Source organism: Streptomyces sp. NPDC007095 (assembly GCF_040634475.1).
Classification (GTDB): domain Bacteria; phylum Actinomycetota; class Actinomycetes; order Streptomycetales; family Streptomycetaceae; genus Streptomyces.
The window spans coordinates 1-24,569 of sequence record NZ_JBEYFS010000183.1 but is presented as its reverse complement, the minus strand read 5'-3'; the positions used below and the strand labels follow the sequence as shown (position 1 = coordinate 24,569).

The following is a 24,569-nucleotide window of genomic DNA, read 5'->3' as shown; positions in this document are numbered from 1 at the left end:
CCACGTCCGGAAGATCAAGGACACGTCCAGCGCGGGCCGCTACCACAACAAGCGCTTCGGCAAGATCGCCGGCGAGTGCCCGGCGCGGGCCGCGGCGAACGCGGCGCCGGGCGTGAGGTCGAGCAGCAGGGTGCCGTCCACGAGCAGCGCGGTGGCCGCCCGCGCGTCCTCGCCGAGCGCACTCGCACAGGCCGCACAGGGACAGTCGGGACGGGGCAGGCCCTCGGGGGCGCCGGTGCCGAGCAGAGTCAGTTCCACGCCCTGATTTTCCCGTGTCACCGTGGGTGGCGCGCGTTCGGGTACAGGGCCCGGAGGCGCGCGGGGCCGTTCACGACCCGCGACGCGTGCCGCGACTCGCGATCTTCTGTTCCGCACCCGGCTCAGCGCCTAGGCTTCGGACGGGAGCCGGATCTTGTGCGGCTTCCGCTGTGCAGTGTGCTCATACCTGGGAGGCGTACATGGCGGCATGGACGTGGCGGTTCGAGAAGTCCGACGGGACAGAGGTCCAACCCGCGGTGCAGCCCGAGGAGTTCACCACACAGGGGGATGCGGAGTCCTGGATCGGCGAGGTCTGGAAGGACCTCCTGGAGGGCGGCGCGGACCAGGTGTTCCTCTTCGAGGACAGCACGAAGATCTACGGGCCGATGAGCCTGCACGCCGAACCGGAGTAGGCCGGCCGGGGTTGCCGGGACCGCTCCCGGCAACCCCGTTCGCCGTACGTCAACCCCTCGCCGCCGCCTTCACCCCGTACCTACTGCTCGCCCAGCCGCACGTCGACCGTCCGCTCGGTCCCGCCCCGGACGAACGTCACCCGGGTCCGCCGGCCCGGCTTGTCGGCCGCGAGCGCCTCGGCGAGCGAGGTGAGGGTGGTGATGTCGTTCGTGCCGATCCGGGTGATGATGTCGCCGGGCCGGATGCCCGCCGTGTCGGCCGCGCCGCCGGGCTGCACCTCGACCACGGCGACACCCGCGGGAGCGTAGGTCTCGTCGAGCACCGTACGGCCGGTGATGCCGAGCGCGGCCCGCCCCGAGTCGGTGACCTTGCCGGTTCTGATGATCTGGTCGGCGATCGTCCGCACCATCGAGGCGGGGATCGCGAATCCGATACCGGGCGCCGTGCCGCCCCCGAGGCTCGGGTCCGTCGCGGCCAGCGTGGGAATGCCGATGACCTGCCCGTTCAGGCCGACGAGCGCGCCGCCGCTGTTGCCCGGGTTGATCGCGGCCGACGTCTGCACCATGTTGGCGATGGTGGCCCCCGTCCCACCGCCGGTGCTGCCCTCGCTGACGGTGCGCCCGGTCGCCGACACGATGCCCTGGGTCACGCTGGACGACAGCCCGAGGGGCGAGCCCATCGCCAGCACGATCTGGCCGACCTCGACCTTCTCCGAGTTCCCGATGGTGGCCGCCTTCAGCCCGCTCGGCACCTTGTCCAGCTTGATGACGGCGAGATCCTGGCCCGGGTAGGTGTACACGAGCTTGGCCGTCAGCACGTTCTGGCTGTTGGCCGTCGTCACCCTGAACGTCTTCTCGGTCCCGACCACGTGCGCGTTGGTGACGATGTGCCCCCGGTCGTCGTACACCACCCCCGAGCCCAGTTCGTCGCTCGCCTGGATCTGCACCACCGAGGGCAGGACGTTCTTGATCACCTTCAGGTACGCGTTCTGCAGATCGTCGGCCGCGAGCGGGACGACGGCCTGGGTCGTCCCGTCCTTCGTCCCGTCCCTCGTGCCGCCCTTCTGTGCAGGCGACCCGGCGTCGGAACAGCCGGAGAGCAGGGCGGCGGCGCAGACGAGGGCGGTTATGGGGAGCAGCAGACGCGACACGGTGGCACGGGTGGCAGCCATGTCCCGAGTGTCCCTTTCGCGACTCTGCTCCGGCTTGCGGTGCAGGGCCGAACAGGGGGCGACCGGGCAGCGACCAGCCGCGTACGCCGCAGGGATCGATCGGCCGCGTACGCCGCAGGGATCGATCAGCCGCGTACGCCGCAGAGATGCAGCAGGGCCGCCACCTGGCGATAGGGGTCCGTCCGCCCGGCCCGCTCCTCCGCGGCCAGGAGAGTCTCCACATCCTCGGGGGCGGGGGTCCCGTCGGGCGCCGTGTCCGTGAAGACCCGCACGCCGTACCAGGCATGCAACGCCGCCCCGATCCCCGCGAGCGTCGACGTCAGCGTGGCGAGCCGGTCCGCGCGGACGGCGAGGCCGAGCCGATTGACGTAGGCGTCCGTGTCGAACGCGGCCAGGGTCGCCGTCCAGTCCCCGGACAGGCCCGGCCGCATGGCCAGCGCGTCGGCGTTGCGCACCAAGAGCGAGAGCAGCCCGCCCGGGGCCAGCATCCGCGCCAGCCCCGCGAGGAGCGGGTCCGGCTCCTCGACGTACATGAGTACGCCGTGGCACAGCACCACGTCGAAACTGCCGGGCAGGAAGTGCACGCCCGTCTCGCGTCCGTCGCCCTCGATGAGCCGCACCCGGCTCCGGATGCCCTCGGGCTCGACGGCCAGCGCCTGGCGGGCCACGGCGAGCATCTTCGCGTCCTGCTCGAGGCCGGTCACCTGATGCCCGGCGCGGGCCAGCCGCAGCGCCTGCGTGCCCTGGCCCATCCCGACGTCGAGCACCCGCAACCGCTGCCCGACCGGGAACCGCCCTGCTATCTGCTCGTCGAGCTGCCGGGCCACCAGTTCCTGTCGTACGACATCACGCAGTCCGCCCAGCTTGCTCAGCCAGGCATCCGCCGCGCCTCCGGAGAACGATGTCGTGCTCAGGGCCGCTCTCCGCGCTTGACCTGCGGCTTGGGCAGCCGGAGGCGACGCATCTGGAGGGTGCGCATCAGCGCGTACCTGACCGCGCCCTTCGTGGGCACGTCGGGGAAGCGGGCGGGCAGCTGCTTCTTCAGACGGATCGCGATGCCGATCGAGTCGACCACGATCATCACGATCACCACGAGCCACAGCAGCAGCGCGATGTTCTGCAGCGGTCCCACCCGCACCATGCTCAGCACGAGGATGACCACGGCCATCGGCAGGAAGAACTCCGCGACACAGAAGCGCGAGTCCACGAAGTCGCGTGCGAACTTCCGCACCGGCCCCTTGTCACGGGCGGGCAGATAGCGCTCGTCCCCGTTGGCCAGGGCCTGGCGCTGCTTCTCCATCTGGACACGACGTTCGTCGCGCTGCCGCTTGGCCGCCTCCTTACGCGTCGTCGGCGTCTGGGCGACGCTGCGACGCTGGGTCTGGGCCTCACTGCGCTTGGGCGTGGGGCGGCCCTTGGGGGCCTGCGGGTCACGGGTCTGCTTGGAGTCGGTCACCTGCGCCTTGTCGGCGGGGGCCTTCTCTTCCTTGGCACGGCTACGGAACACAAAACCCAAGGGTACGGGGTGCGGCGGCATGGACGTCGTTCGAGTGGGGAACGATCCGGCAACACCGTACGTCTGTAGTGGGACAGAGGGGACGTTGTGTACGGGTGGACCCCGAGTCCCACCTACTCCCTACGCCGGAGCGGTGCCGTACGCAGTCGTCCTTGGGGATGAGCGCATCCGTCCCCGAACAGTGCGGTAATGGATGCAGGGCCCGTACTGTGGGTTCTGTTGCAGTACCTGGAGCTGGAGTCCGTCAGAAGGGGGCGCGCGAAGCCCATGAGCGGTGTCATGAAGCGTATGGGGATGATCTTCCGCGCGAAGGCGAACAAGGCCCTTGACCGGGCCGAGGACCCGCGCGAAACCCTCGATTACTCGTACCAGAAGCAGCTGGAGCTGCTGCAGAAGGTGCGCCGCGGCGTCGCGGATGTGGCGACCAGCCGCAAGCGCCTCGAACTTCAGCTGAACCAGCTCCAGAACCAGTCCACCAAGCTGGAGGACCAGGGCCGCAAGGCGCTCGCGCTCGGCCGCGAGGACCTGGCCCGCGAGGCGCTCTCCCGCCGGGCGGCGCTCCAGCAGCAGGTGACGGACCTGGAGACGCAGCACCAGACCCTCCAGGGCGAGGAGGAGAAGCTCACCCTTGCGGCGCAGCGACTCCAGGCCAAGGTGGACGCCTTCCGTACCAAGAAGGAGACCATCAAGGCGACCTACACGGCGGCCCAGGCGCAGACCCGTATCGGAGAGGCCTTCTCCGGCATCTCCGAGGAGATGGGCGACGTCGGCATGGCGATCCAGCGTGCCGAGGACAAGACCGCGCAGCTGCAGGCCCGCGCCGGCGCGATCGACGAGCTGCTCGCCTCCGGTGCGCTCGACGACCAGTCCGGTCTGGCCAAGGACGACATCCAGAGCGAGCTGGACCGGCTCTCCGGTGGTACGGATGTAGAGCTGGAACTGCAGCGCATGAAGGCCGAGCTCGCCGGTGGCTCGCCGCAGCAGGCGATCGAGGGCGGCACGGGACAGTCCCAGTCGCAGTCCCAGCCGCGGGACACCCCGCGCTTCGACAAGCAGTGACCCACACCTAGGGCGCCTGAGGAGGGCGACATGATCGTACGGATCATGGGGGAGGGGCAGGTGAGGTTGGACGACAGCCACCTCACCGAACTGAACAAACTGGACGACGAGCTGCTCGCCGAGATGGAGAGCGGTGACGAGGCCGGCTTCCGCCGCACCCTGACCACTCTTCTCGACTCGGTCCGCCGTCTGGGCGCTCCGCTGCCCGACGAGGCCCTGGAACCCTCGGACCTCATCCTCCCGTCCCCGGACGCGACCCTCGAAGAGGTTCGCGCCATGCTGACCGACGAGGGCCTGATCCCAGGCTGACGGTTCCCTCCGGGGGCCGAGCGGGGGGCTTCCTCAGCTCCGCGGCCGCCCGGCTCGCCCACGCAGTTCCCCGCGCCCCTGAAGGGCGCTGGGGCCCCGGCGAGGTCCAGAGCCCCGTTCCGCCCCCTGCAAGGGCCCCGTACCGTAAAACGAGTGAGCACCCTAGAGCGCACGAAGTACAGACTCCGCGCGCATCCCATGGCCCTGGACGCCACCCTGGCGGCCGGCGTACTCGTGACGATGATGGCCAGCTCCTTCGTCGACCCCCACGGGGAGAACGGAGCGACCTGGGGCACGCACACCCCGAACGTCCTCAGCCTCACCCTCATGGTGCTCAGTGCCGCCGCCCTCGTGTTCCGCCGGCGCGCCCCCAGAACGATCCTCGCCACGACCGGCGCCTTCTCCGCCCTGGAACTGGTGGCCAGCGACCCCAGAGCCCCGGTGGTGATGTCCGCCGTCGTCGCCCTCTACACCGTCGCGTCGGCCACGGACCGCCCCACCACCTGGCGCGTCGGCCTGCTCACGATGACGGTGCTGACGGCCTGCGCGATGCTGGTCGGCCCCCTGCCCTGGTACGCGCAGGAGAACCTCGCGATCTTCGCCTGGACGGGCATGGCCGCCGCCGCGGGCGACGCCGTACGCAGCCGCCGCGCCTTCGTGCACGCCATCCGCGAACGCGCCGACCGCGCCGAGCGCACCCGCGAGGAAGAGGCCCGCCGCCGGGTCGCAGAGGAGCGGCTGCGCATCGCCCGCGACCTGCACGACGTCGTCGCCCACCACATCGCCCTCGTCAACGTGCAGGCCGGAGTCGCGGCCCATGTGATGGACAAGCGCCCCGACCAGGCCAAGGAAGCCCTCGCGCACGTCCGCGAGGCCAGCCGCTCGGCCCTCAACGAACTGCGCGCCACCGTCGGCCTGCTGCGCCAGTCCGGCGACCCCGAGGCTCCCACCGAACCCGCCCCGGGCCTCGCCCGCCTCGACGAACTCGCCGATACCTTCCGCAACGCCGGACTCCCCGTCGAAGTCGCCCGCGCCGACCACGGCACCACCCTCCCCGCCGCCGTCGACCTCGCCGCGTACCGCGTCATCCAGGAAGCCCTCACCAATGTGCAGAAACACGCGGGCCCGGAGGCGAAGGCCGAGATCAGCGTCGTACGTGTGGGACCGAACGTGGAAGTGACCGTCCTCGACAACGGACCCGGGCAGGACGACGGCCCGGAGGAGGGCGGCGGGCACGGGCTGCTCGGGATGCGCGAGCGGGTCACCGCGCTCGGCGGCACCTGCACGACCGGTCCCCGCTACGGAGGCGGCTTCCGGGTCCATGCGATCCTTCCGGTCAAGAACCGCACCGCGCCCGCCCTGGGGGACTCCGCATGACCATCCGTGTCCTGCTCGCCGACGACCAGGCGCTGCTGCGCAGCGCGTTCCGTGTCCTCGTCGACTCCGAGCCCGACATGGAGGTCGTCGGCGAGGCGTCCGACGGCGCGGAGGCGCTGCGGCTCACCCGGGAGGCCCGCGCCGACGTGGTGTTGATGGACATCCGGATGCCGGGCACCGACGGCCTCGCCGCCACCCGGCTGATCAGCGCCGACCCGGGACTCGCGCACGTACGGGTGGTGATGCTGACGACCTTCGAGGTCGACGAGTACGTGGTGCAGTCGCTGCGGGCCGGCGCCTCCGGCTTCCTCGGCAAGGGCGCGGAGCCGGAGGAGTTGCTGAACGCCATCCGGATCGCGGCGGGCGGCGAGGCACTGCTGTCCCCGGCGGCCACCAAGGGGCTGATCGCCAAGTTCCTCGCCCAGGGGGACGGTTCGGACGAGGGCCGGGACTCCGCCCGGGCCGAGCGGCTCCAGGCGCTCACCGGGCGCGAGCGCGAGGTGCTCGTCCAGGTCGCGGGAGGCCACTCCAACGACGAGATCGCCGAGCGGCTGGAGGTCAGTCCGCTCACCGTGAAGACGCACGTCAACCGGGCCATGGCCAAACTCGGCGCCCGCGACCGGGCCCAACTCGTCGTCATCGCCTACGAGTCGGGCCTGGTACGCCCGAGGGTGGAGTGATCCCGGTACGGCCGAGGGCGGAGTGATCTCCGAGTTACGGCAGCGCCAGCATCCGCTCCAGCGCCAGCTTCGCGAACGCCTCCGTCTCCTTGTCCACCGCGATGCGGTTGACCAGGTTGCCCTCGGCGAGGGACTCCAGGGTCCACACCAGGTGGGGGAGGTCGATGCGGTTCATGGTGGAGCAGAAGCAGACCGTCTTGTCGAGGAAGACGATCTCCTTGTCCTCGGCCGCGAAACGGTTCGCCAGGCGGCGGACCAGGTTCAGCTCCGTGCCGATCGCCCACTTGGAGCCGGCCGGAGCGGCCTCCAGCGCCTTGATGATGTACTCCGTGGAGCCGACGTAGTCCGCCGCCGACACGACCTCGTGCTTGCACTCGGGGTGGACGAGGACGTTCACCCCGGGGATCCGCTCGCGGACGTCGTTCACCGAGTCCAGCGAGAAGCGGCCGTGGACCGAGCAGTGGCCGCGCCACAGGATCATCTTGGCGTCGCGCAGCTGCTCCGCGGTGAGGCCGCCGTTCGGCTTGTGGGGGTTGTAGAGGACGCAGTCCTCCAGGCTCATCCCCATGTCGCGGACGGCGGTGTTGCGGCCGAGGTGCTGGTCGGGGAGGAAGAGGACCTTCTCGCCCTGCTCGAACGCCCACTCCAGGGCCCGCTGGGCGTTGGAGGAGGTGCAGATCGTGCCGCCGTGCTTGCCGGTGAACGCCTTGATGTCGGCGGACGAGTTCATGTACGAGACGGGCACGACCTGCTCGGCTATCCCGGCCTCGGTCAGCACGTCCCAGCACTCGGCGACCTGCTCGGCCGTCGCCATGTCGGCCATGGAGCAGCCCGCGGCGAGGTCGGGGAGGACCACCTTCTGGTCCTCGGACGTCAGGATGTCCGCGGACTCCGCCATGAAGTGCACACCGCAGAAGACGATGTACTCGGCCTCCGGGCGCGCGGCGGCGTCGCGGGCCAGCTTGAAGGAGTCGCCCGTGACGTCGGCGAACTGGATGACCTCGTCGCGCTGGTAGTGGTGGCCGAGCACGAAGACCTTGTCCCCGAGTTTCTCCTTGGCCGCGCGGGCGCGCTCCACGAGGTCCGGGTCGGACGGCGAGGGCAGGTCTCCGGGACACTCCACGCCGCGCTCGCTCCTCGGGTCGGCCTCACGGCCGAGCAGCAGCAGGGCGAGGGGCGTCGGCTGTACGTCGAGCTCCTGGGTCTGGGCGGTGGTCACGACACGCACCCTTTCTGTTCTGCGGCTCGCTTGGATCACGGGGGCGATCCAGCGGGACATTCGGACTAGCCTTTTCGTCGAAATGACGCTATCTATCATAACCGCTTCACGTCATGTTGACGATGTCCATAGTGTCGATGTGACGTGAATCCCGGAGGTTGTCCACAGGCCGCTGTCCGCGTTCCGGCGCGTGTGCGAGCATGGGAGAAGAGAACGGAAAGACCACGGAAAGACAGACTCTCGGCCCGGAATGAATCCGCGGCCCCGGCGGTTGCAAACGTCGGCAAGCAGTCTCCGAACAACCCGGGAGAGAAGCAGATGTCCGTATCGGACGAGACCACCACCGTGAGCGACGGCATCATCCTGTCCGACGCCGCCGCGGGCAAGGTCAAGGCCCTGCTCGACCAGGAAGGCCGCGACGATCTGGCGCTGCGCGTCGCCGTTCAGCCCGGCGGCTGCTCCGGTCTGCGCTACCAGCTCTTCTTCGACGAGCGCTCCCTCGACGGCGATGTCGTCAAGGACTTCGGTGGCGTCAAGGTCGTCACCGACCGCATGAGCGCTCCGTACCTGGGCGGCGCGTCCATCGACTTCGTCGACACCATCGAGAAGCAGGGCTTCACGATCGACAACCCGAACGCGACGGGCTCCTGCGCCTGCGGCGACTCCTTCAGCTGAGTCCCGGCCGACTGCCGAACGCGTAACGCGTACGAAGGCGGCGTCCCCCTCCGACAGGGACGCCGCCTTCGCGTATCCGGGGCCAGGTGCAGAACGGGTCGGACCGCTCCCGCGCCTAACGCGCCCGAGGCGTTTTCACCGAGGCGCCGGTCACCTTGCCCTCCGGGATCGGCGTGCCGTCCGAACCGACGACCTTCCGGTCTCCGAGCGGCTGGTCGAGGTGCACCGTCTTCTCGTACACCTTGGCGATGAGGATGCAGATCTTGCCCTGCCACGGTGTCTCGGTCACCTTGACGGTCACCTTGTCCGTGCTCTCGCTCGCCGAGGCGGAGTAGTCCGCGCACACCCCGCCTATGAAGCTCACGGTCAGGTCCTTGCCGTCGGCCGTGTAGCCCTGCACCTTGACGTCGCGGGACGTGGGCGCCGCGGTCGGCCGCGGGCTCGGGGTGGCGGTCGGTGTCGGCGCCCGGGTCGGCTCCGGCGAGGTCAGGTACTTCGGCTCGACCGCCGGATGCGTCACCGTGAAGGCGGAGTCCGTGCCCGTCGGCCGTACCTCGAACAGCCAGGAAGGCACCAGCGTCTGGTGCCCGGACACGAAGTGCGAGGCCAGCCCGAAGACGGCCTTCTCGACGGCCACCGACTCCCGCTTCGGCATCGCCGTCGACGCGCCGCACGGCGTCTCGTCACGGTCCTTCAGCGGTACGGCACTGGCGCAGCCGCCAGGTCCCATGTGCCCGCCGCCCGGCGTCGCGAGGGAGGCCGGGCCGTTCATCAGGTCCAGGGTCCTGCGCGCGCTGATCACGGGATACGTGTCGCCCTTGACCGGCGTCTTCAGCAGGCCGTTGCCGCCCACCACCTGGCCGTCCGGGCCGACCTGGACGCCGGTCGTCCAGCCGTATGTGGGCAGGCCCCCGACCTTCGGGTCCGCGTTCACCACCCGTACGGCGCCCATGAGCTCGCTCGCGTCCAGCTTGGCGTCGTCCTGGCCCAGGGCCTTCAGTACGGGCACGGCAGCCTTCTTCGCGGCGGCCTCGGTCACCGCGTGGCTGCTCGGGGAACCGGGGTCGCTCCTGCACACCGCGCCCTTGCAGTTGTCGGTGCCGGGCGCATACCGGCTGAACGTCCAGGTCCCGGGGGCCCGCTGGTTCACCTGGAGGCTGGGTCCCGAGCCGTCCTTGTCCTGGCCGACCTTCCAGGTCTCGCCGCTGAGCTTCGGGGTGCCCGCGATGTCGAGGGCCTTCGCGAGGCGGGCCACCTCGGCCGCCGTGACCTCGTCCTTCGCCGCGTAGACGGGCGCGGAGTCCGGGCCGGCGGGCAGGGTGCCGTCCGCGTGGTAGGTCACGCCGTAGGGGTTGGGCTCACCGGGCGCGATATCGCCCGTACCGCCCGTGCCACCCGTACCGCCCTCGGTGTAGCCGTCGAGGGCCAGCGGCGGGGGAGTGCCGTCGGTGCCGGGGGTCGCGGAGTGGCCGCGGTCGCTCCCGCCGCCGGACGCGGTCGCGGCGAAATAAGCCCCGCCACCGCCGACGAGCAGCACCGCCGCCGCGACCGACGCGACGGCCGCCGGGGAATGGCGACGGCGCGGCTTCGCCTGCTCGCCGCCGTCCTCGGGGGGCTCGGGCGCTTCGGTCTCGGGTCGCTCGGTGCTCACCGCATCGCTCCTTCTGGTCGTACACCGCATCCCCTTTACGGGGGACAGCGATGGGACGCAGCGGGGGAGCGCACGGTTCCCTGCGGGCGCCGTTCAGGGCCGCCCTTTTCGAGATCCTTTCGGGTCCTGTCAGTCGCCGTAGTCGGACATCGCGTCCAGCAGGCGGGCGGACGCGGGAGGCACGGTCACCCCGTGGATGCGCGACGGGGACACGGGAAGGTCAGGACGGGAGATGATCGGGTCCGGTGCCGCCCAGTGCCGGGCCATGGCGCCGTCGCCGCGCAGCGATGCCAGGTCGCCTTCGAGGTCGTGCGGAGCGGAGCCGTGGACCTTGAGGTTCGTCATGACGGAACCGTATGCACGCCGAGCGTTACGAAGAAAGACCTACTATCGGGTAGTTTTGACCGCTTCAGAGGGCATGTGTCGACCGGGTAGCGTGAACTGTCAATCCCCTTCCGTCGCAGGAGCGTGTCCTCGCCGTGCGTATCGCAGTCACCGGCTCCATCGCCACTGACCACCTCATGACCTTCCCCGGCCGTTTCGCCGACCAGTTCGTCGCGGACCAGCTGCACACGGTCTCCCTGTCCTTCCTGGTCGACAACCTCGACGTACGCCGGGGTGGCGTCGGCGCGAACATCGCCTTCGGCATGGGACAGCTGGGCACCCGGCCGATCCTGGTCGGGGCCGCGGGCTCCGACTTCGACGAGTACCGGGCGTGGCTCGACCGCCACGGCGTCGACACCGACTCGGTCCGGATCTCCGAGGTGCTGCACACCGCGCGCTTCGTGTGCACCACGGACTCCGACCACAACCAGATCGGCTCCTTCTACACGGGCGCGATGAGCGAGGCCCGGCTGATCGAGCTCAAGGCGGTCGCGGACCGCGTCGGCGGCCTCGACCTCGTCCTGATCGGCGCCGACGACCCGGAGGCCATGCTCCGCCACACGGAGGAGTGCCGCTCCCGCACGATCGCCTTCGCCGCGGACTTCTCGCAGCAGATCGCCCGTATGAACGGCGACGAGATCCGGATACTGCTGGACGGGGCGACCTACCTCTTCTCCAACGAGTACGAGAAGGGGCTCATCGAGTCCAAGACCGGCTGGAGCGACGAGGAGATCCTGTCGAAGGTCGGTCACCGTGTGACGACCCTCGGCGCACGGGGCGTGCGCATCGAACGGGCCGGTGAGGACCCGATCGAGGTCGGCTGCCCGGACGAGGAGCGCAAGGCGGACCCGACGGGCGTCGGCGACGCGTTCCGCGCCGGTTTCCTCTCCGGCCTCGCCTGGGGAGTCTCCCTGGAGCGCGCCGCCCAGGTCGGCTGCATGCTCGCGACGCTGGTCATCGAGACGGTCGGCACCCAGGAGTACCAGCTCCGCCGCGCCCACTTCATGGACCGCTTCACCAAGGCGTACGGCGACGACGCGGCCATCGAGGTCCGGGCCCACCTGGCCTGATCGCCGAGGTCGGGGCCCGTCTGGCCTGATCATCGAGGTCGGGGCCCGTCTGGCCTGATCGCCGAGGTCGGGGCCCGCCTGGCCTGATCATCGAGGTCGGGGCCCGTCTGGCCTGATCGCCGAGGTCGGGGCCCGTCTGGCCTGATCGCCGAGGTCGGGGCCCGCCTGGCCTGATCATCGAGGTCCGGGCCCGCCTGGCCTGATCATCGAGGTCCGGGCCCGCCGGCCTGATCAGGACACCCTTCCCGCCGACCGGCTAGGACACCCGGCGGACCACATAGGCGAAGCCGTGGTCCGCCGGCTCCTCCCCGACGTACTCCTGCCCCCGCATCTCGCACCACGCCGGGATGTCCAGCCGGGCGGCCTCGTCGTCCGAGAGGACGCGAACCGTGCCGCCCACCGGCACGTCACCGATGACCTTGGCCAGTTCGATGACCGGGATGGGGCAGCGCTTGCCGAGGGAGTCCACCACGAGCGCGTCGGAGTCGGAGGGGGACGGGGAGGGCGGCGCCGGCGCCGTCGGGGCGCCGAGTTTCTCGCGTACGTCCGCGACCGCGTCCGGCAGCACCGACAGGAACCGGTCGACGTCCTCGGACGGCGTACCCGGTGGCAGCGAGATCCGGACGTTGCCCTCGCTCAGGACGCCCATCGCCTTCAGGACATGGCTCGGGGTCAGCGTGCTGCTCGTGCAGGAGGAGCCGGAGGAGACGGAGAAACCCGCCCGGTCCAGTTCGTGCAGCAGCGTCTCCCCGTCGACGTACAGGCAGGAGAAGGTGACGATCCCCGGGAGACGGTGAACCGCGTCCCCGACCACCTCCACGTCCGGGACCAGTTCGGGCACCCGTACGCGGATCCGTTCCGTCAGTTCCCGCAGGCGCGCGGCCTCCGCGGCCGCCTCCGCCCGTACCGCCCGCAGCGACGCCGCCGCGGCCACGACGGCCGGGATGTTCTCGAAGCCCGCCGCCCGCCCCGACTCCCGCTCGTCCACGGGCCCTTGGGGAGCGAACCGCACCCCTTTGCGCACCACGAGCAGTCCGACTCCCGAAGGGCCGCCCCATTTGTGGGCACTTGCCGTCAGGAGGGACCAGTCGCCCTCCACCCGGCGCCAGGCCAGTGACTGCGCCGCGTCCACCAGCAGTGGCACCCCCGCCGCCCGGCACGCCTCCGCGACCTCCCGCACCGGCTGTTCCGTGCCCACCTCGTGGTTGGCGGACTGGAGGCACGCGAGCGCTGTGTCGGGGCGCAGAGCGGCGGCGTAGGAGGAAGGGGAGACGGTGCCCGCGCGGTCGACGGGCACCGTCGTCACCGAGCCGCCCGCCGTCTCGTGGACCTCCGCCGAATGGAGTACCGACGAGTGTTCGACGGCTGACACGATCAGGTGGCGTCCGACGCGCCGGCGGCCCGCCAACGCACCCTCGATCCCGGAGTGCACCGCCCGGGTGCCGGACGAGGTGAAGGTCAGCTCGTCCGGGCGGCACCCCACCGCCTCGGCCGCCGCCTCGCGCGCCGCGTCGAGCAACAGCCGGGCCCGCCGCCCCTCCCGGTAGAGCCGTGCGGGATCGGCCCACCCCTCGTCGAGCGAGGCCTGCAGGGCCTGCCGGGCGACGGGATGGAGAGGAGCAGCGGAAGCAGCATCGAAGTAGGCCACACCCCAACGCTAAAGCCCCGCTCACACCAGCGCCCCAAAGGGGCGCGAGGAGCGGCGCGACAAGCCAAAACGAGCCCGCAGCCGCCGAAGGACCTGGTCGACCGGGCTATGAGGCGCCCGAACCCCCCGTCAGAAAGCGACCCAGGGCGGGGCATCCCACCCCTTCAGAGTGACCCGCGGCGCGTTGGGCACCCTCCCCGCGCGACCCCAAATAGCGTCCAGTAGGGTTTGGTCCGCATAAACATCCAAACCCCTGCCCGACGCAGGGCGGCGACCGACCAGCGAGAAGGCCGCAGCCAACCGCGCGGGCGAGACTCTCGGGAAGGCGCTACGTGAGTCCCAACGGCTCCGACCGCTCGCCGCGGCGCCCGATGCGGCGGAAGCTGCTGCAGGCACTGACTGCGGGCCTGGTCCTGGCGACCGCCACCGGTTGCACATACAAGGACTTCCCCCGCCTTGGTATGCCCACCCCGACCACGGAAGAGGGTCCGCGGATCCTCTCCCTGTGGCAGGGGTCCTGGGCGGCCGCGCTCGCCGTTGGCGTGCTGGTGTGGGGCCTGATCCTGTGGAGTGTGTTCTTCCACCGGCGCAGTCGCACCAAGGTCGAAGTTCCTCCGCAGACCCGGTACAACATGCCCATCGAGGCGCTGTACACGGTGGTCCCGCTCATCATCGTCTCGGTGCTGTTCTACTTCACCGCCCGCGACGAGACGAAGCTCCTCAGCCTCAAGCCGAAGCCGGACGTCACGGTCAACGTGGTCGGCTATCAGTGGAGCTGGGGCTTCAACTACATCGAGGACGTTCCCGGTGTCACCGGCAACGCCAAGATCGACCCGAACCTGAAGGCCATTCCGGACCGGTTCAAGAAGGACTTCCCGGCGAACGCCGGCGGTGTCTACGAGGTCGGTACGCCGGGCGAGCGGAACCCGCAGACGGGCAACCCCGGTCCGACCCTCTGGCTGCCCAAGGGCAAGACGGTCCGCTTCGTCCTCACTTCGCGGGACGTCATCCACTCCTTCTGGGTGGTGCCGTTCCTGATGAAGATGGACGTCATCCCGGGCCACACCAACTCCTTCCAGGTGACCCCCAACAAGGAGGGCACCTTCCTGGGCAAGTGCGCCGAGCTGTGCGGCGTCGACCACTCCCGGATGCTCTTCAACGTGAAGGTCGTCTCCCCCGAGCGCTACGAGGCCCACCTCAAGCAGCTCGCGGCGCAGGGACAGACCGGTTACGTCCCGGCCGGCATTGAGCAGACGGGCCACGAGAAGAACCGGGAGACGAACAACCTGTGAGCATCCTCAACGAACCTCAGGGTGCCGGGGCAGCCGAAGACTCGTACGAGAACGAGCTGCCGGTGCGGCGCAAGCAGCCGGGCAACGTCGTGATCAAGTGGCTCACCACCACTGACCACAAGACGATCGGCACGCTCTACCTCGTCACGTCGTTCGCGTTCTTCTGCATCGGTGGCGTCATGGCGCTGCTGATGCGCGCCGAACTGGCGCGCCCCGGTACGCAGATCATGTCGAACGAGCAGTTCAACCAAGCGTTCACGATGCACGGCACGATCATGCTGCTGATGTTCGCGACGCCGCTGTTCGCCGGTTTCACCAACTGGATCATGCCGCTGCAGATCGGCGCGCCCGACGTGGCGTTCCCGCGGCTGAACATGTTCGCCTACTGGCTCTACCTGTTCGGCTCGCTCATCGCGGTCGGTGGCTTCCTCACCCCGCAGGGCGCGGCCGACTTCGGCTGGTTCGCCTACAGCCCGCTGTCGGACGCGGTCCGCTCGCCGGGTGTCGGCGCCGACATGTGGATCATGGGTCTGGCCTTCTCCGGCTTCGGCACGATCCTCGGTGCGGTCAACTTCATCACGACCATCATCTGCATGCGCGCCCCGGGCATGACGATGTTCCGCATGCCGATCTTCGTGTGGAACGTGCTGCTCACCGCGGTGCTGGTGCTGCTGGCCTTCCCCGTGCTGGCGGCGGCGCTGTTCGCGCTGGAGGCGGACCGAAAATTCGGTGCGCATGTGTTCGATGCCGCCAATGGCGGAGCCTTGCTATGGCAACACCTCTTCTGGTTCTTCGGCCATCCAGAGGTGTACATCATCGCTCTACCATTCTTCGGAATCATTTCCGAAGTCATCCCGGTGTTCTCCCGCAAGCCGATGTTCGGCTACATGGGCCTGATCGCCGCGACGATCTCCATCGCCGGTCTCTCCGTGACCGTGTGGGCGCACCACATGTACGTCACCGGTGGCGTACTGCTCCCGTTCTTCTCCTTCATGACGTTCCTCATCGCCGTACCGACAGGCGTGAAGTTCTTCAACTGGATCGGAACGATGTGGAAGGGGTCCTTGAGTTTCGAGACCCCGATGCTCTGGGCGGTCGGCTTCCTGATCACCTTCACCTTCGGTGGTCTGACCGGTGTCATCCTGGCCTCGCCGCCGATGGACTTCCACGTCTCGGACTCGTACTTCGTGGTGGCGCACTTCCACTACGTGATCTTCGGTACGGTCGTGTTCGCGATGTTCTCCGGATTCCACTTCTGGTGGCCGAAGTTCACCGGCAAGATGCTCGACGAGCGCCTCGGAAAGATCACCTTCTGGACGCTGTTCGTGGGCTTCCACGGCACCTTCCTGGTGCAGCACTGGCTGGGTGTCGAGGGCATGCCGCGTCGCTACGCGGACTACCTCGCCGCCGACGGCTTCACCGCGCTGAACACGATCTCGACGATCAGCTCGTTCCTGCTCGGCCTGTCGATCCTGCCGTTCTTCTACAACGTGTGGAAGACCGCCAAGTACGGCAAGAAGGTCGAGGTCGACGACCCGTGGGGTTACGGCCGCTCGCTGGAGTGGGCCACGTCCTGCCCGCCGCCGCGCCACAACTTCCTCACGCTGCCGCGGATCCGTTCCGAATCCCCGGCCTTCGACCTGCACCACCCGGAGATCGCCGCTCTCGACCAGCTCGAGAACGCCGGTCACGGTGAGAAGGCCCTCGCTGGTGGCAAGGAGGCCGGCAAGTGAAGGTCCAAGGCAAGATGTTCCTCTGGCTGGCTGCCTTCATCCTCGTCATCGCGATCGTCTATGGCGTGTGGTCGAAGGAGCCGGCCGGCACCACGGCGCTGTTCCTGGCCTTCGGCCTGAGCGTGATGATCGGCTACTACCTGGCCTTCACGGCCCGGCGGGTCGACCAGCTGGCGCAGGACAACGACGAGGCCGATGTCGCGGACGAGGCCGGCGAGGTGGGCTTCTTCAGCCCGCACAGCTGGCAGCCGCTCGCGCTCGGTGTCGGCGGCGCGCTCGCCTTCATGGCCGTCGTCTTCGGCTGGTGGCTGCTGTACTTCGGGTTCCCGCTCATCCTGATCGGCCTGTGGGGCTGGGTCTTCGAGTACTACCACGGTGAGAACCGCACCCAGTAGCACGCACGCGGTCGCGTAGCGATCGCTGGACACCCCGGAAGCCCGGATTCTCCTGACGGAGAGTCCGGGCTTCCTCTTTTGCCGCACGGCACATCCCCCACACGGCTCACTCGCCGCGCCATGGTTGACGGGTGTTCATAGCGTGAGTCCATGAATCACGCACCGCGAATCCGCACGGTCGTCAGCCGCACCACGCTGGTGGTCGCCCTCGGCGCGGCCGCCGCTGCCTGCGGCGGAAGCGGCCACCCGCTCTCCGCCAGGCCGTACGACGCGGCGGGTCAGCTCTCCTTCACCGACGTGGTCGGCGACAGCCGCAAGGTCGACCCGGACAAGCCCCTGGAAATCACCTCCAAGGGCGACGACGAGCGCATCACCGATGTGACGGCCGTCGACGCGTCGGGGCGCTATGTGGCGGGCGAACTCGCCGCCGACGGCTCCCGATGGCACAGCACCTCACCACTGGCCGCGGGCGCCCACTACACGGTGCACGTGAGCACGGAGGACGAGGACGGCGCCCCCGGCCGCCAGATCGTCGACTTCGAGACCACCGCGCCCATCACGAACAAGCCCCTGGGCGTGACCCTGGGGCCCGCCTCGGGCGAGTACGGCGTCGGTCAGCCCATCACCGCCGAACTCAGCGCCCCGGTCAAGGACAAGGCCGCTCGCGCGATCGTCGAGGGCGCCCTGAAGGTCGACTCCGTGCCCGCCGTGGAGGGCGCCTGGCACTGGGTGGACGACAAGACGCTGCACTACCGCCCCAAGGAGTACTGGCCCATCCACGCCACCATCCAGGCCCACAGCAACCTCAAGGGCATCAAGGTCGCCGACCGGCTCTGGGGCGGCGACGCGAAGCCCCTGACGCTCACCACCGGGGACCGCTTCGTCGCCGTCACGGACGCCGCCGCGCACTCCATGACGATCTACAGGAACGACCAGGTGATCAACCAGATCCCCGTCACCACCGGCAAGCCGGGCTACGAGACCCGCAACGGCGTCAAGGTCGTACTGAGCAAGGAACCCTACGTACGGATGCGCGGCACCACCGTCGGCATCGCCGAGGGCAGCGCGGACTCCTACGACCTGCCCGTCTACTGGGCGACCCGGGTCACCTGGAGCGGCGAGTACGTGCACGCCGCGCCCTGGTCGGTGGGGGAGCAGGGGTCCGCCAACGTCAGCCACGGCTGCACCGGGATGAGCACCAGCAACGCCGAGTGGTTCTTCAAGAACGTCCGACCGGGCGACATCGTGAAGGTCCAGAACTCCAACGGCGACGCGATGACCCCGTTCAACAACGGCTTCGGCGACTGGAACGTCGACTGGAAGGACTGGCGCAACGGCAGCGCCCTGACAGCGGGCACCCCGGAGGGCCCGAAGCCGACGGACCGGGCTCGCCTACGCCCCGAGTCCGTGTGACCCGGACCCCCGCCACCGCGCCCCGAAAGGGGCGCGGGACTGTGTTCTTTTGCGGCTCCGCCGCGGGGCGCGAGCAACCACGAATCACCTGCGGACGCCGGACTACGTGGCGGACCGAGCTCTCAGGCGCCCAAAAGGGCCTTGCGGCGGAGCAACGAGGCCAACGCGGAGGCGAACTCGACCGGATCCACCGGAAGGGTCACCGCCGCGTCCGCACGGCTCCACGTGGCCAGCCAGGCGTCCTGAGGTCGCCCGATGAGCACCAGCACGGGCGGGCAGTTGAAGATCTCGTCCTTGATCTGCCGGCAGACGCCCATGCCGCCCATCGGAACCGCCTCGCCGTCCAGCACACAGACGTCGATCCCGCCCTTGTCCAGCTCCGTCAGGACGGCGGCGGGCGTGGCGCACTCGATGAACTCGACCTGGGGGACGTCGGGGGCCGGTCTGCGGCCGGTCGCCAGCCGCACCTGCCCCCGGGTGTTGGAGTCGTCGCTGTAGACCAGCACCGTGGCGGTCGGCTGCATTGTTCCTCCACGCATCTAAGAAGCACAGCATTGGTCGGGAACTCCTGGTACCGATGGCGCGGATGCTACCCCCTCGAACACCTCGTCAACACCGGTTCGGACAGGGCTTCGATGGGCCATACGGGCTGGACACAACCCATCAACACCCCGAACGGCACCCCCGGGCGTGAGGGCGGGATAAGCGACCGACATAATGTCGGTCGTGGCGACAGCAACGACAGTAGAAACCGGGCACGCGCACCCGTCGGTCAATCGACCGAACCTCACCAGCGTCGGAACCATCATCTGGCTGAGTTCCGAGCTGATGTTCTTCGCGGCCCTCTTCGCGATGTACTTCACCCTGCGATCGGTGACCGGGCCGGATCACTGGAAAGAGATGGCGAGCCATCTCAACATCCCGTTCTCGGCCTCCAACACCACGATCCTGGTGCTCTCCTCCCTGACCTGCCAGCTCGGCGTCTTCGCCGCCGAGCGCGGGGACGTGAAGAAGCTCCGGATGTGGTTCAGCGTCACGTTCGTGATGGGTGCGATCTTCATCGGTGGTCAGATCTTCGAGTACACCGAGCTGGTCAAGAAGGACGGGCTCTCGCTCTCCTCCGACCCGTACGGCTCGGTGTTCTACCTGACCACCGGCTTCCACGGCCTGCACGTGACGGGTGGCCTCATCGCCTTCCTGTTCGTCCTCGGCCGCACCTACGCGGCCAAGAGGTTCACTCACGAGCAGGCGACCGCCGCCATCGTCGTGTCCTACTACTGGCACTTCGTCGATGTCGTCTGGATCGGCCTCTTCGCCACGATCTACTTGATCAAGTAACCGGGCGGCGTCCGCGGCGAACCGATCGCACGCGACGAACCGATCCATTTCCAGAAGCATCGACGCAGAAGATCCTGACACCGGGGTAATCCGTGAAAAAGCTCTCCGCACGACGACGCCATCCGCTGGCGGCGGTCGTCGTCCTACTCCTCGCGCTGGCGGCCACCGGGGGGCTGTACGCCGCGTTCGCACCCGCGAGCAAGGCACAGGCCGATACGACCGCCCAGTCCCTTGCCATCGACGAGGGCAAGAAGCTCTACTCCGTGGGCTGCGCCAGCTGCCACGGAACCGGCGGTCAGGGGTCCTCCGACGGGCCGAGCCTCGTGGGAGTGGGCGCCGCGGCGGTCGACTTCCAGGTCGGCACCGGCCGTATGCCGGCCCAGCAGCCGGGCGCTCAGATCCCGCGCAAGAAGGTCATCTACTCGCAGGCCGAGATCGACCAGCTCGCGGCGTACATCGCCTCGCTCGGCGCCGGTCCCACGATTCCGACGAAGAGCCAGGTCAGCCCCGAGGGTGCGGACATCGCCAAGGGCGGCGAGCTCTTCCGTACGAACTGCGCGCAGTGCCACAACTTCACCGGCAAGGGCGGCGCGCTGACGCACGGCAAGTTCGCGCCGAGCCTTGAGGGTGTCGACCCCAAGCACATCTACGAGGCCATGCAGACGGGCCCGCAGAACATGCCGTCCTTCCCCGACACCACGCTGTCGGAGAAGAACAAGAAGGACATCATCGCGTACCTCAACGCGGTCAACGGTGACGACACCGAGAGCCCCGGCGGTCTGGAGCTGGGCGGCCTCGGGCCGGTCAGTGAAGGCCTCTTCGGCTGGATCTTCGGTCTTGGCGCCCTGGTCGCCGTCGCCGTCTGGGTCGCCGCTCGGACCGCAAAGGCCAAGAAGTCATGAGTAGCCAAGACATTCCAGAAGAGAACCTGCCCGCTGAGCAGGTCGACGAGCACGGGCACGGCGCGGTAGCCCTCGCGGACGAGACCAACCCGTTCGCGGACCCGGGCCTGCCGCCCCACGAGCCCCGCATCCAGGACATCGACGAGCGGGCCGCCAAGCGGTCCGAGCGCGTCGTCGCCATGCTGTTCACGTTGTCGATGCTGGCCACCGTCGGCTTCATCGCCTCGTACGTGGCGATCCCGAGGGACAAGTCGATCTTCGTCTTCCCGCTCGGGCACATCAGCGCGCTGAACTTCGCGCTGGGGATGACCCTCGGTGTGGCGCTGTTCGCGATCGGCGCGGGCGCGGTCCACTGGGCCCGCACCCTCATGTCCGACGTGGAGATCGCCGACCAGCGTCACCCGATCGAGGCGGAGCCCGAGGTCAAGGCCAAGGTCCTGGCCGACTTCAAGCAGGGCGCCAAGGAGTCCGCGCTCGGCCGCCGCAAGCTGATCCGCAACACGATGTTCGGCGCGCTGGCCCTGTTCCCGCTCTCCGGCGTCATGCTGCTGCGCGACCTGGGCCCGCTGCCCGGCACCAAGCTGCGCCACACGCTCTGGTCCAAGGGCAAGCTGCTCGTCAACATGAACACGAACGAGCCGCTGCGCGCCTCCGACGTCGCCGTCGGCTCGCTCACCTTCGCCAAGCCCGAGGGCCTGGAGGAGCACGACGAGGACTTCCAGCTCCAGATCGCCAAGGCGGCCCTGATGATCGTCCGGCTCCAGCCGGAGAACATCAAGGACAAGCGTGAGCTCGCCTGGTCACACGAGGGCATCGTGGCGTACTCGAAGATCTGCACCCACGTCGGTTGCCCGATCTCCCTGTACGAGCAGCAGACGCACCACGTGCTCTGCCCCTGCCACCAGTCCACCTTCGACCTCTCCGACGGTGCCCGAGTGATCTTCGGCCCGGCCGGTCACGCCCTGCCGCAGCTGCGCATCGGCGTGAACGAACAGGGCTACCTCGAAGCGCTCGGCGACTTCGAAGAGCCCGTCGGTCCTGCCTTCTGGGAGCGCGGATGAGCACTACCACCACTTCCGACTCGCGCCCCTCGCGCGAGAAGGCCCCGGCCGGCGAGAAAGTCGCCGACTGGGCCGACGGACGGCTCGGGATCTACTCCCTGGCCAAGTCCAACATGCGCAAGATCTTCCCCGACCACTGGTCGTTCATGCTGGGTGAGATCTGCCTCTACAGCTTCATCATCATCATCCTCACGGGTGTGTACCTGACGCTGTTCTTCCACCCGTCGATGAACGAGGTCACGTACCACGGCAGCTATGTCCCCCTGCAGGGACAGCTGATGTCCGAGGCGTTCAACTCGACCATGCACATCTCCTTCGAGGTGCGCGGTGGTCTGCTGGTCCGGCAGATCCACCACTGGGCGGCGCTGATCTTCCTCGCCGGCATGTTCGTGCACATGATGCGCGTGTTCTTCACGGGTGCGTTCCGCAAGCCGCGTGAGGTCAACTGGCTGTTCGGCTTCCTGCTGTTCGTCCTGGGCATGTTCACCGGCTTCACCGGTTACTCGCTCCCGGACGACCTGCTCTCCGGCACCGGTGTCCGCTTCATGGAGGGCGCGGTCCTGTCCGTGCCGGTCGTCGGCACGTACCTGGCGTTCTTCCTCTTCGGCGGGCAGTTCCCGGGCGGCGACTTCGTCGCGCGGTTCTACTCGGTCCACATCCTGCTGCTGCCGGGCATCATGCTCGGCCTGGTGGTCGGCCACCTGATCCTGGTCTTCTACCACAAGCACACGCAGTTCGCGGGCCCCGGAAAGACGAACAACAACGTCGTCGGCATGCCGCTGCTGCCGGTCTACATGGCCAAGGCCGGAGGCTTCTTCTTCCTGGTCTTCGGTGTCATCGCGGCCATCGCGGCGATCGCCTCGATCAACCCGATCTGGTCCATGGGCCCCTACCGTCCGGACATGGTGTCCACGGGAGCCCAGCCCGACTGGTACATGGGATTCTCCGAGGGTCTGATCCGTGTCATGCCGGGCTGGGAGATCAACCTCTGGGGTCACACGCTCGTCCTCGGCGTGTTCATCCCGCTGGTGATCTTCCCGCTGGTCCTGGTCGCGATCGCGGTCTACCCGTTCATCGAGTCCTGGGTCACCGGCGACAAGCGTGAGCACCACATCCTGGACCGCCCGCGCAACGTCCCGACCCGGACCGCGTTCGGCGCCGCGTGGATCAGCTGGTACTTCGTCCTGCTCGTCGGTGGTGGCAACGACATCTGGGCCACGCACTTCCACCTGTCGATCAACTCGATCACCTGGTTCGTGCGCATCGGCTTCTTCGTCGTGCCGGTCATCGTGTTCGTCATCACCAAGCGTGTCTGCCTCGGCCTCCAGCGCCGCGACAAGGACAAGGTGCTGCACGGTCGCGAGTCGGGCATCATCAAGCGCCTGCCGCACGGTGAGTTCATCGAGGTGCACGAGCCGCTCAGCCAGGAGGCCCTGCACACGCTCACCGCGCACGAGCAGTACCAGCCCGCCGAGATCGGCGCGACGGTCGACGAGAACGGTGTCGAGCGCAAGGTGAAGGGCTCGGAGCGGCTGCGCTCCAAGCTCAGCGAGGGCTTCTACGGGGAGGAAAGCCAGATCCCCAAGCCCACGGTCGAGGAGTACAAGGAGATCACGAGCGGCCACGGCCACCACTGATCTTCCGACCGGTTGACCGGTTTTTACTGATCGCCACGGCGAGAGCCTCCGTCCATTGCCTGGACGGAGGCTCTTTGCCGTCTCCGGGCCTGGATAGGGTGTTCCCATCTACACAAGGAGTCCCTTTGCCGGGACGACGGACCCAGGAGCGGCTTATGAGCGCTGTGAACCCCGCTGGAGGCAACACCGCGGCGGGCCGTTCCTGGCCCGTGGTGCTGAACGGCCTGCTCGAGGGCCGCGACCAGAGCGCGGACGACACGGCCTGGGCGATGGACCGGATCATGAGCGGCGAGGCGACGGACGCGCAGATCGCCGGGTTCGCGGTGGCGCTGCGGGCCAAGGGCGAGACGGTCGAGGAGATCTCCGGTCTCGTCCGGACGATGTACGAGCACGCCAATGTGATCGAGGTGCCGGGGGACACGGTCGACATCGTCGGTACGGGCGGTGACGGCGCGAAGACGGTGAACATCTCCACGATGTCGTCGATCGTCGTGGCCGGGACCGGCGCCAAGGTCGTCAAGCACGGCAACCGGGCCGCGTCCTCCGCGTCCGGTGCCTCGGACGTCCTGGAGAAGCTCGGCGTCAATCTGGACCTGACGACGAAGCGGGTGGCCGAGGTCGCGGAGGAGGCCGGGATCACCTTCTGCTTCGCGGTGAAGTTCCACCCGGCGCTGCGTCATGTCGCGGCGGCGCGGGGGCAGTTGGGGATCCGGACCACGTTCAACGTGCTGGGTCCGCTGACGAACCCGGCGCGGGTGAAGGCACAGGCCGTCGGGGTCGCGGACCTGCGGATGGCGCCGATCGTGGCGGGCGTGTTCGCCGAGCGCGGCAACTCCTCGCTCGTCTTCCGAGGCGACGACGGCCTGGACGAGCTGACCACCACCGCGACGTCCCGGGTCTGGATCGTCCGCGACGGCAAGGTCACCGAGGAGCGCTTCGACCCGCGTGACGTCGGCCTCGAACTCGTCCCCGTGGAGGCCCTGCGCGGCGCCGACGCGTCCTACAACGCGGACGTCGCCCGTCGCCTGCTCAACGGCGAGACGGGGCCCGTACGGGACGCCGTGCTCCTGAACTCCGCGGCGGCCCTCGTCGCCCTGTCCCCGACCGACGCACCGCTCGCGGACCAGCTCCGCGCCGCGATGACCAAGGCGGCGGAAGCGATCGACTCGGGGGCGGCGAAGCGAACGCTGGAACGCTGGGTGGCAGCGAGCCAGTCGTAGTCTGCCCGTCTGCCCGTCTGCCCGTCCGCCCGCGGGCCGGCGGGACTTGCCGAAAACCCCTGGCACACCCATCCTCCACGGATGCCGGTCCCGTACAGCTCGGGCGGTCCGAATCACTCACCAGAAAGGCATGACCCGTGTTTGTCT

Annotated in this window: 24 protein-coding genes and 1 pseudogene; 16 read left to right on the top strand and 9 right to left on the bottom strand. The window is 68.9% G+C overall.

Features of this window, described 5'->3' with window-relative positions; genetic code table 11:
• Positions 1 to 72 precede the first annotated feature (72 nt).
• Positions 73 to 258: pseudogene (locus ABZ656_RS42635) on the bottom strand (adenosylcobinamide kinase/adenosylcobinamide phosphate guanyltransferase); the annotation flags it as partial.
• Between the two features lie 200 nt (positions 259 to 458).
• Here ABZ656_RS42635 and ABZ656_RS42630 point away from each other — a divergent pair.
• Positions 459 to 671: a hypothetical protein gene (locus ABZ656_RS42630; RefSeq protein WP_054231569.1), complete on the top strand. Its 213-nt coding sequence runs from the start codon at positions 459 to 461 to the stop codon at positions 669 to 671.
• 80 nt (positions 672 to 751) lie between these two features.
• On the opposite strand, the gene ABZ656_RS42625 is transcribed toward ABZ656_RS42630, so the two are convergent.
• From ABZ656_RS42625 to ABZ656_RS42615, 3 genes are all read right to left on the bottom strand, one after another.
• A complete protein-coding gene (locus ABZ656_RS42625) occupies positions 752 to 1,843 on the bottom strand; it encodes a trypsin-like peptidase domain-containing protein (RefSeq protein WP_101405582.1) in 1,092 nt (363 codons plus the stop codon).
• Positions 1,844 to 1,968: 125 nt separating this feature from the next.
• Complete coding sequence (locus ABZ656_RS42620) at positions 1,969 to 2,670, bottom strand: methyltransferase domain-containing protein (RefSeq protein WP_360275802.1); 702 nt, start codon at positions 2,668 to 2,670, stop codon at positions 1,969 to 1,971.
• Between the two features lie 83 nt (positions 2,671 to 2,753).
• On the bottom strand, positions 2,754 to 3,380 hold the full coding sequence (locus tag ABZ656_RS42615; RefSeq protein ID WP_101405584.1) for a DUF3043 domain-containing protein: 627 nt from the start codon (positions 3,378 to 3,380) through the stop codon (positions 2,754 to 2,756).
• A 246-nt stretch (positions 3,381 to 3,626) separates the two neighbouring features.
• Here ABZ656_RS42615 and ABZ656_RS42610 point away from each other — a divergent pair, with 246 nt between their 5' ends.
• From ABZ656_RS42610 to ABZ656_RS42595, 4 genes are all read left to right on the top strand, one after another.
• A complete protein-coding gene (locus tag ABZ656_RS42610) occupies positions 3,627 to 4,418 on the top strand; it encodes a PspA/IM30 family protein (RefSeq protein ID WP_101408192.1) in 792 nt (263 codons plus the stop codon).
• 30 nt (positions 4,419 to 4,448) lie between these two features.
• Positions 4,449 to 4,727, top strand: coding sequence for a hypothetical protein (locus tag ABZ656_RS42605; protein WP_101405585.1), 279 nt, complete (start codon positions 4,449 to 4,451; stop codon positions 4,725 to 4,727).
• 153 nt (positions 4,728 to 4,880) lie between these two features.
• On the top strand, positions 4,881 to 6,104 hold the full coding sequence (locus ABZ656_RS42600) for a histidine kinase (protein ID WP_180362551.1): 1,224 nt from the start codon (positions 4,881 to 4,883) through the stop codon (positions 6,102 to 6,104).
• Positions 6,101 to 6,784 (top strand): response regulator transcription factor, encoded by a 684-nt coding sequence (locus ABZ656_RS42595; RefSeq protein WP_101405587.1) that lies wholly within the window; start codon positions 6,101 to 6,103, stop codon positions 6,782 to 6,784. The genes ABZ656_RS42600 and ABZ656_RS42595 overlap by 4 nt, the downstream gene beginning before the upstream one ends.
• Before the next feature lie 34 nt (positions 6,785 to 6,818).
• Here the strand turns inward: ABZ656_RS42595 and nadA are convergent, their stop codons facing one another.
• Positions 6,819 to 8,003 (bottom strand): quinolinate synthase NadA, encoded by a 1,185-nt coding sequence (gene nadA / locus ABZ656_RS42590; protein ID WP_101408193.1) that lies wholly within the window; start codon positions 8,001 to 8,003, stop codon positions 6,819 to 6,821.
• Between the two features lie 318 nt (positions 8,004 to 8,321).
• Between nadA and ABZ656_RS42585 the strand changes: the two genes are divergently transcribed.
• Positions 8,322 to 8,678: an iron-sulfur cluster assembly accessory protein gene (locus ABZ656_RS42585; RefSeq protein ID WP_101405588.1), complete on the top strand. Its 357-nt coding sequence runs from the start codon at positions 8,322 to 8,324 to the stop codon at positions 8,676 to 8,678.
• A gap of 115 nt (positions 8,679 to 8,793) precedes the next feature.
• Here ABZ656_RS42585 and ABZ656_RS42580 read toward each other — a convergent pair whose 3' ends face one another.
• Together ABZ656_RS42580 and ABZ656_RS42575 are read right to left on the bottom strand one after the other, a co-directional pair.
• The gene (locus ABZ656_RS42580) at positions 8,794 to 10,359 is read right to left on the bottom strand and encodes a hypothetical protein (protein WP_360275795.1); all 1,566 of its coding nucleotides are present in this window, start codon (positions 10,357 to 10,359) and stop codon (positions 8,794 to 8,796) included.
• Positions 10,360 to 10,458: 99 nt separating this feature from the next.
• Positions 10,459 to 10,674 (bottom strand): hypothetical protein, encoded by a 216-nt coding sequence (locus ABZ656_RS42575; RefSeq protein ID WP_101405589.1) that lies wholly within the window; start codon positions 10,672 to 10,674, stop codon positions 10,459 to 10,461.
• A gap of 134 nt (positions 10,675 to 10,808) precedes the next feature.
• Between ABZ656_RS42575 and ABZ656_RS42570 the strand changes: the two genes are divergently transcribed.
• Positions 10,809 to 11,783, top strand: a complete 975-nt coding sequence (locus tag ABZ656_RS42570; protein ID WP_095855104.1) for a carbohydrate kinase family protein — start codon at positions 10,809 to 10,811, stop codon at positions 11,781 to 11,783.
• 256 nt (positions 11,784 to 12,039) lie between these two features.
• Here the strand turns inward: ABZ656_RS42570 and ABZ656_RS42565 are convergent, their stop codons facing one another.
• Positions 12,040 to 13,431 (bottom strand): cysteine desulfurase/sulfurtransferase TusA family protein, encoded by a 1,392-nt coding sequence (locus ABZ656_RS42565; protein ID WP_101405590.1) that lies wholly within the window; start codon positions 13,429 to 13,431, stop codon positions 12,040 to 12,042.
• 332 nt (positions 13,432 to 13,763) lie between these two features.
• Between ABZ656_RS42565 and coxB the strand changes: the two genes are divergently transcribed.
• The 4 genes from coxB to ABZ656_RS42545 all read left to right on the top strand — a co-directional run bounded on the left by coxB (position 13,764) and on the right by ABZ656_RS42545 (position 18,264).
• Complete coding sequence (gene coxB / locus ABZ656_RS42560; protein WP_101405591.1) at positions 13,764 to 14,723, top strand: cytochrome c oxidase subunit II; 960 nt, start codon at positions 13,764 to 13,766, stop codon at positions 14,721 to 14,723.
• Positions 14,720 to 16,456 (top strand): cytochrome c oxidase subunit I, encoded by a 1,737-nt coding sequence (gene ctaD, locus ABZ656_RS42555; protein WP_054231556.1) that lies wholly within the window; start codon positions 14,720 to 14,722, stop codon positions 16,454 to 16,456. The genes coxB and ctaD overlap by 4 nt, the downstream gene beginning before the upstream one ends.
• The gene (locus ABZ656_RS42550; RefSeq protein ID WP_060902035.1) at positions 16,453 to 16,851 is read left to right on the top strand and encodes a cytochrome c oxidase subunit 4; all 399 of its coding nucleotides are present in this window, start codon (positions 16,453 to 16,455) and stop codon (positions 16,849 to 16,851) included. Before ctaD ends, ABZ656_RS42550 begins: the two co-directional genes overlap by 4 nt.
• A gap of 150 nt (positions 16,852 to 17,001) precedes the next feature.
• The gene (locus tag ABZ656_RS42545) at positions 17,002 to 18,264 is read left to right on the top strand and encodes an Ig-like domain-containing protein (RefSeq protein WP_101405592.1); all 1,263 of its coding nucleotides are present in this window, start codon (positions 17,002 to 17,004) and stop codon (positions 18,262 to 18,264) included.
• A 122-nt stretch (positions 18,265 to 18,386) separates the two neighbouring features.
• On the opposite strand, the gene ABZ656_RS42540 is transcribed toward ABZ656_RS42545, so the two are convergent.
• Positions 18,387 to 18,788 carry a response regulator transcription factor gene (locus tag ABZ656_RS42540; RefSeq protein WP_075026437.1) on the bottom strand — a complete coding sequence of 134 codons (402 nt, stop codon included), beginning with the start codon at positions 18,786 to 18,788 and terminating at the stop codon, positions 18,387 to 18,389.
• 193 nt (positions 18,789 to 18,981) lie between these two features.
• On the opposite strand from ABZ656_RS42540, the gene ABZ656_RS42535 reads away from it, so the two are divergent.
• The 5 genes from ABZ656_RS42535 to trpD all read left to right on the top strand — a co-directional run bounded on the left by ABZ656_RS42535 (position 18,982) and on the right by trpD (position 24,422).
• Positions 18,982 to 19,602 (top strand): heme-copper oxidase subunit III, encoded by a 621-nt coding sequence (locus ABZ656_RS42535; protein WP_060902037.1) that lies wholly within the window; start codon positions 18,982 to 18,984, stop codon positions 19,600 to 19,602.
• 92 nt (positions 19,603 to 19,694) lie between these two features.
• Positions 19,695 to 20,504 (top strand): c-type cytochrome, encoded by an 810-nt coding sequence (locus ABZ656_RS42530; RefSeq protein WP_101405593.1) that lies wholly within the window; start codon positions 19,695 to 19,697, stop codon positions 20,502 to 20,504.
• Positions 20,501 to 21,565 carry a Rieske 2Fe-2S domain-containing protein gene (locus tag ABZ656_RS42525; RefSeq protein WP_054231550.1) on the top strand — a complete coding sequence of 355 codons (1,065 nt, stop codon included), beginning with the start codon at positions 20,501 to 20,503 and terminating at the stop codon, positions 21,563 to 21,565. Before ABZ656_RS42530 ends, ABZ656_RS42525 begins: the two co-directional genes overlap by 4 nt.
• Positions 21,562 to 23,202 (top strand): ubiquinol-cytochrome c reductase cytochrome b subunit, encoded by a 1,641-nt coding sequence (locus ABZ656_RS42520; RefSeq protein ID WP_101405594.1) that lies wholly within the window; start codon positions 21,562 to 21,564, stop codon positions 23,200 to 23,202. Before ABZ656_RS42525 ends, ABZ656_RS42520 begins: the two co-directional genes overlap by 4 nt.
• Before the next feature lie 155 nt (positions 23,203 to 23,357).
• Positions 23,358 to 24,422 (top strand): anthranilate phosphoribosyltransferase, encoded by a 1,065-nt coding sequence (gene trpD, locus ABZ656_RS42515; protein WP_101405595.1) that lies wholly within the window; start codon positions 23,358 to 23,360, stop codon positions 24,420 to 24,422.
• The last annotated feature ends 147 nt before the right edge of the window (positions 24,423 to 24,569 follow it).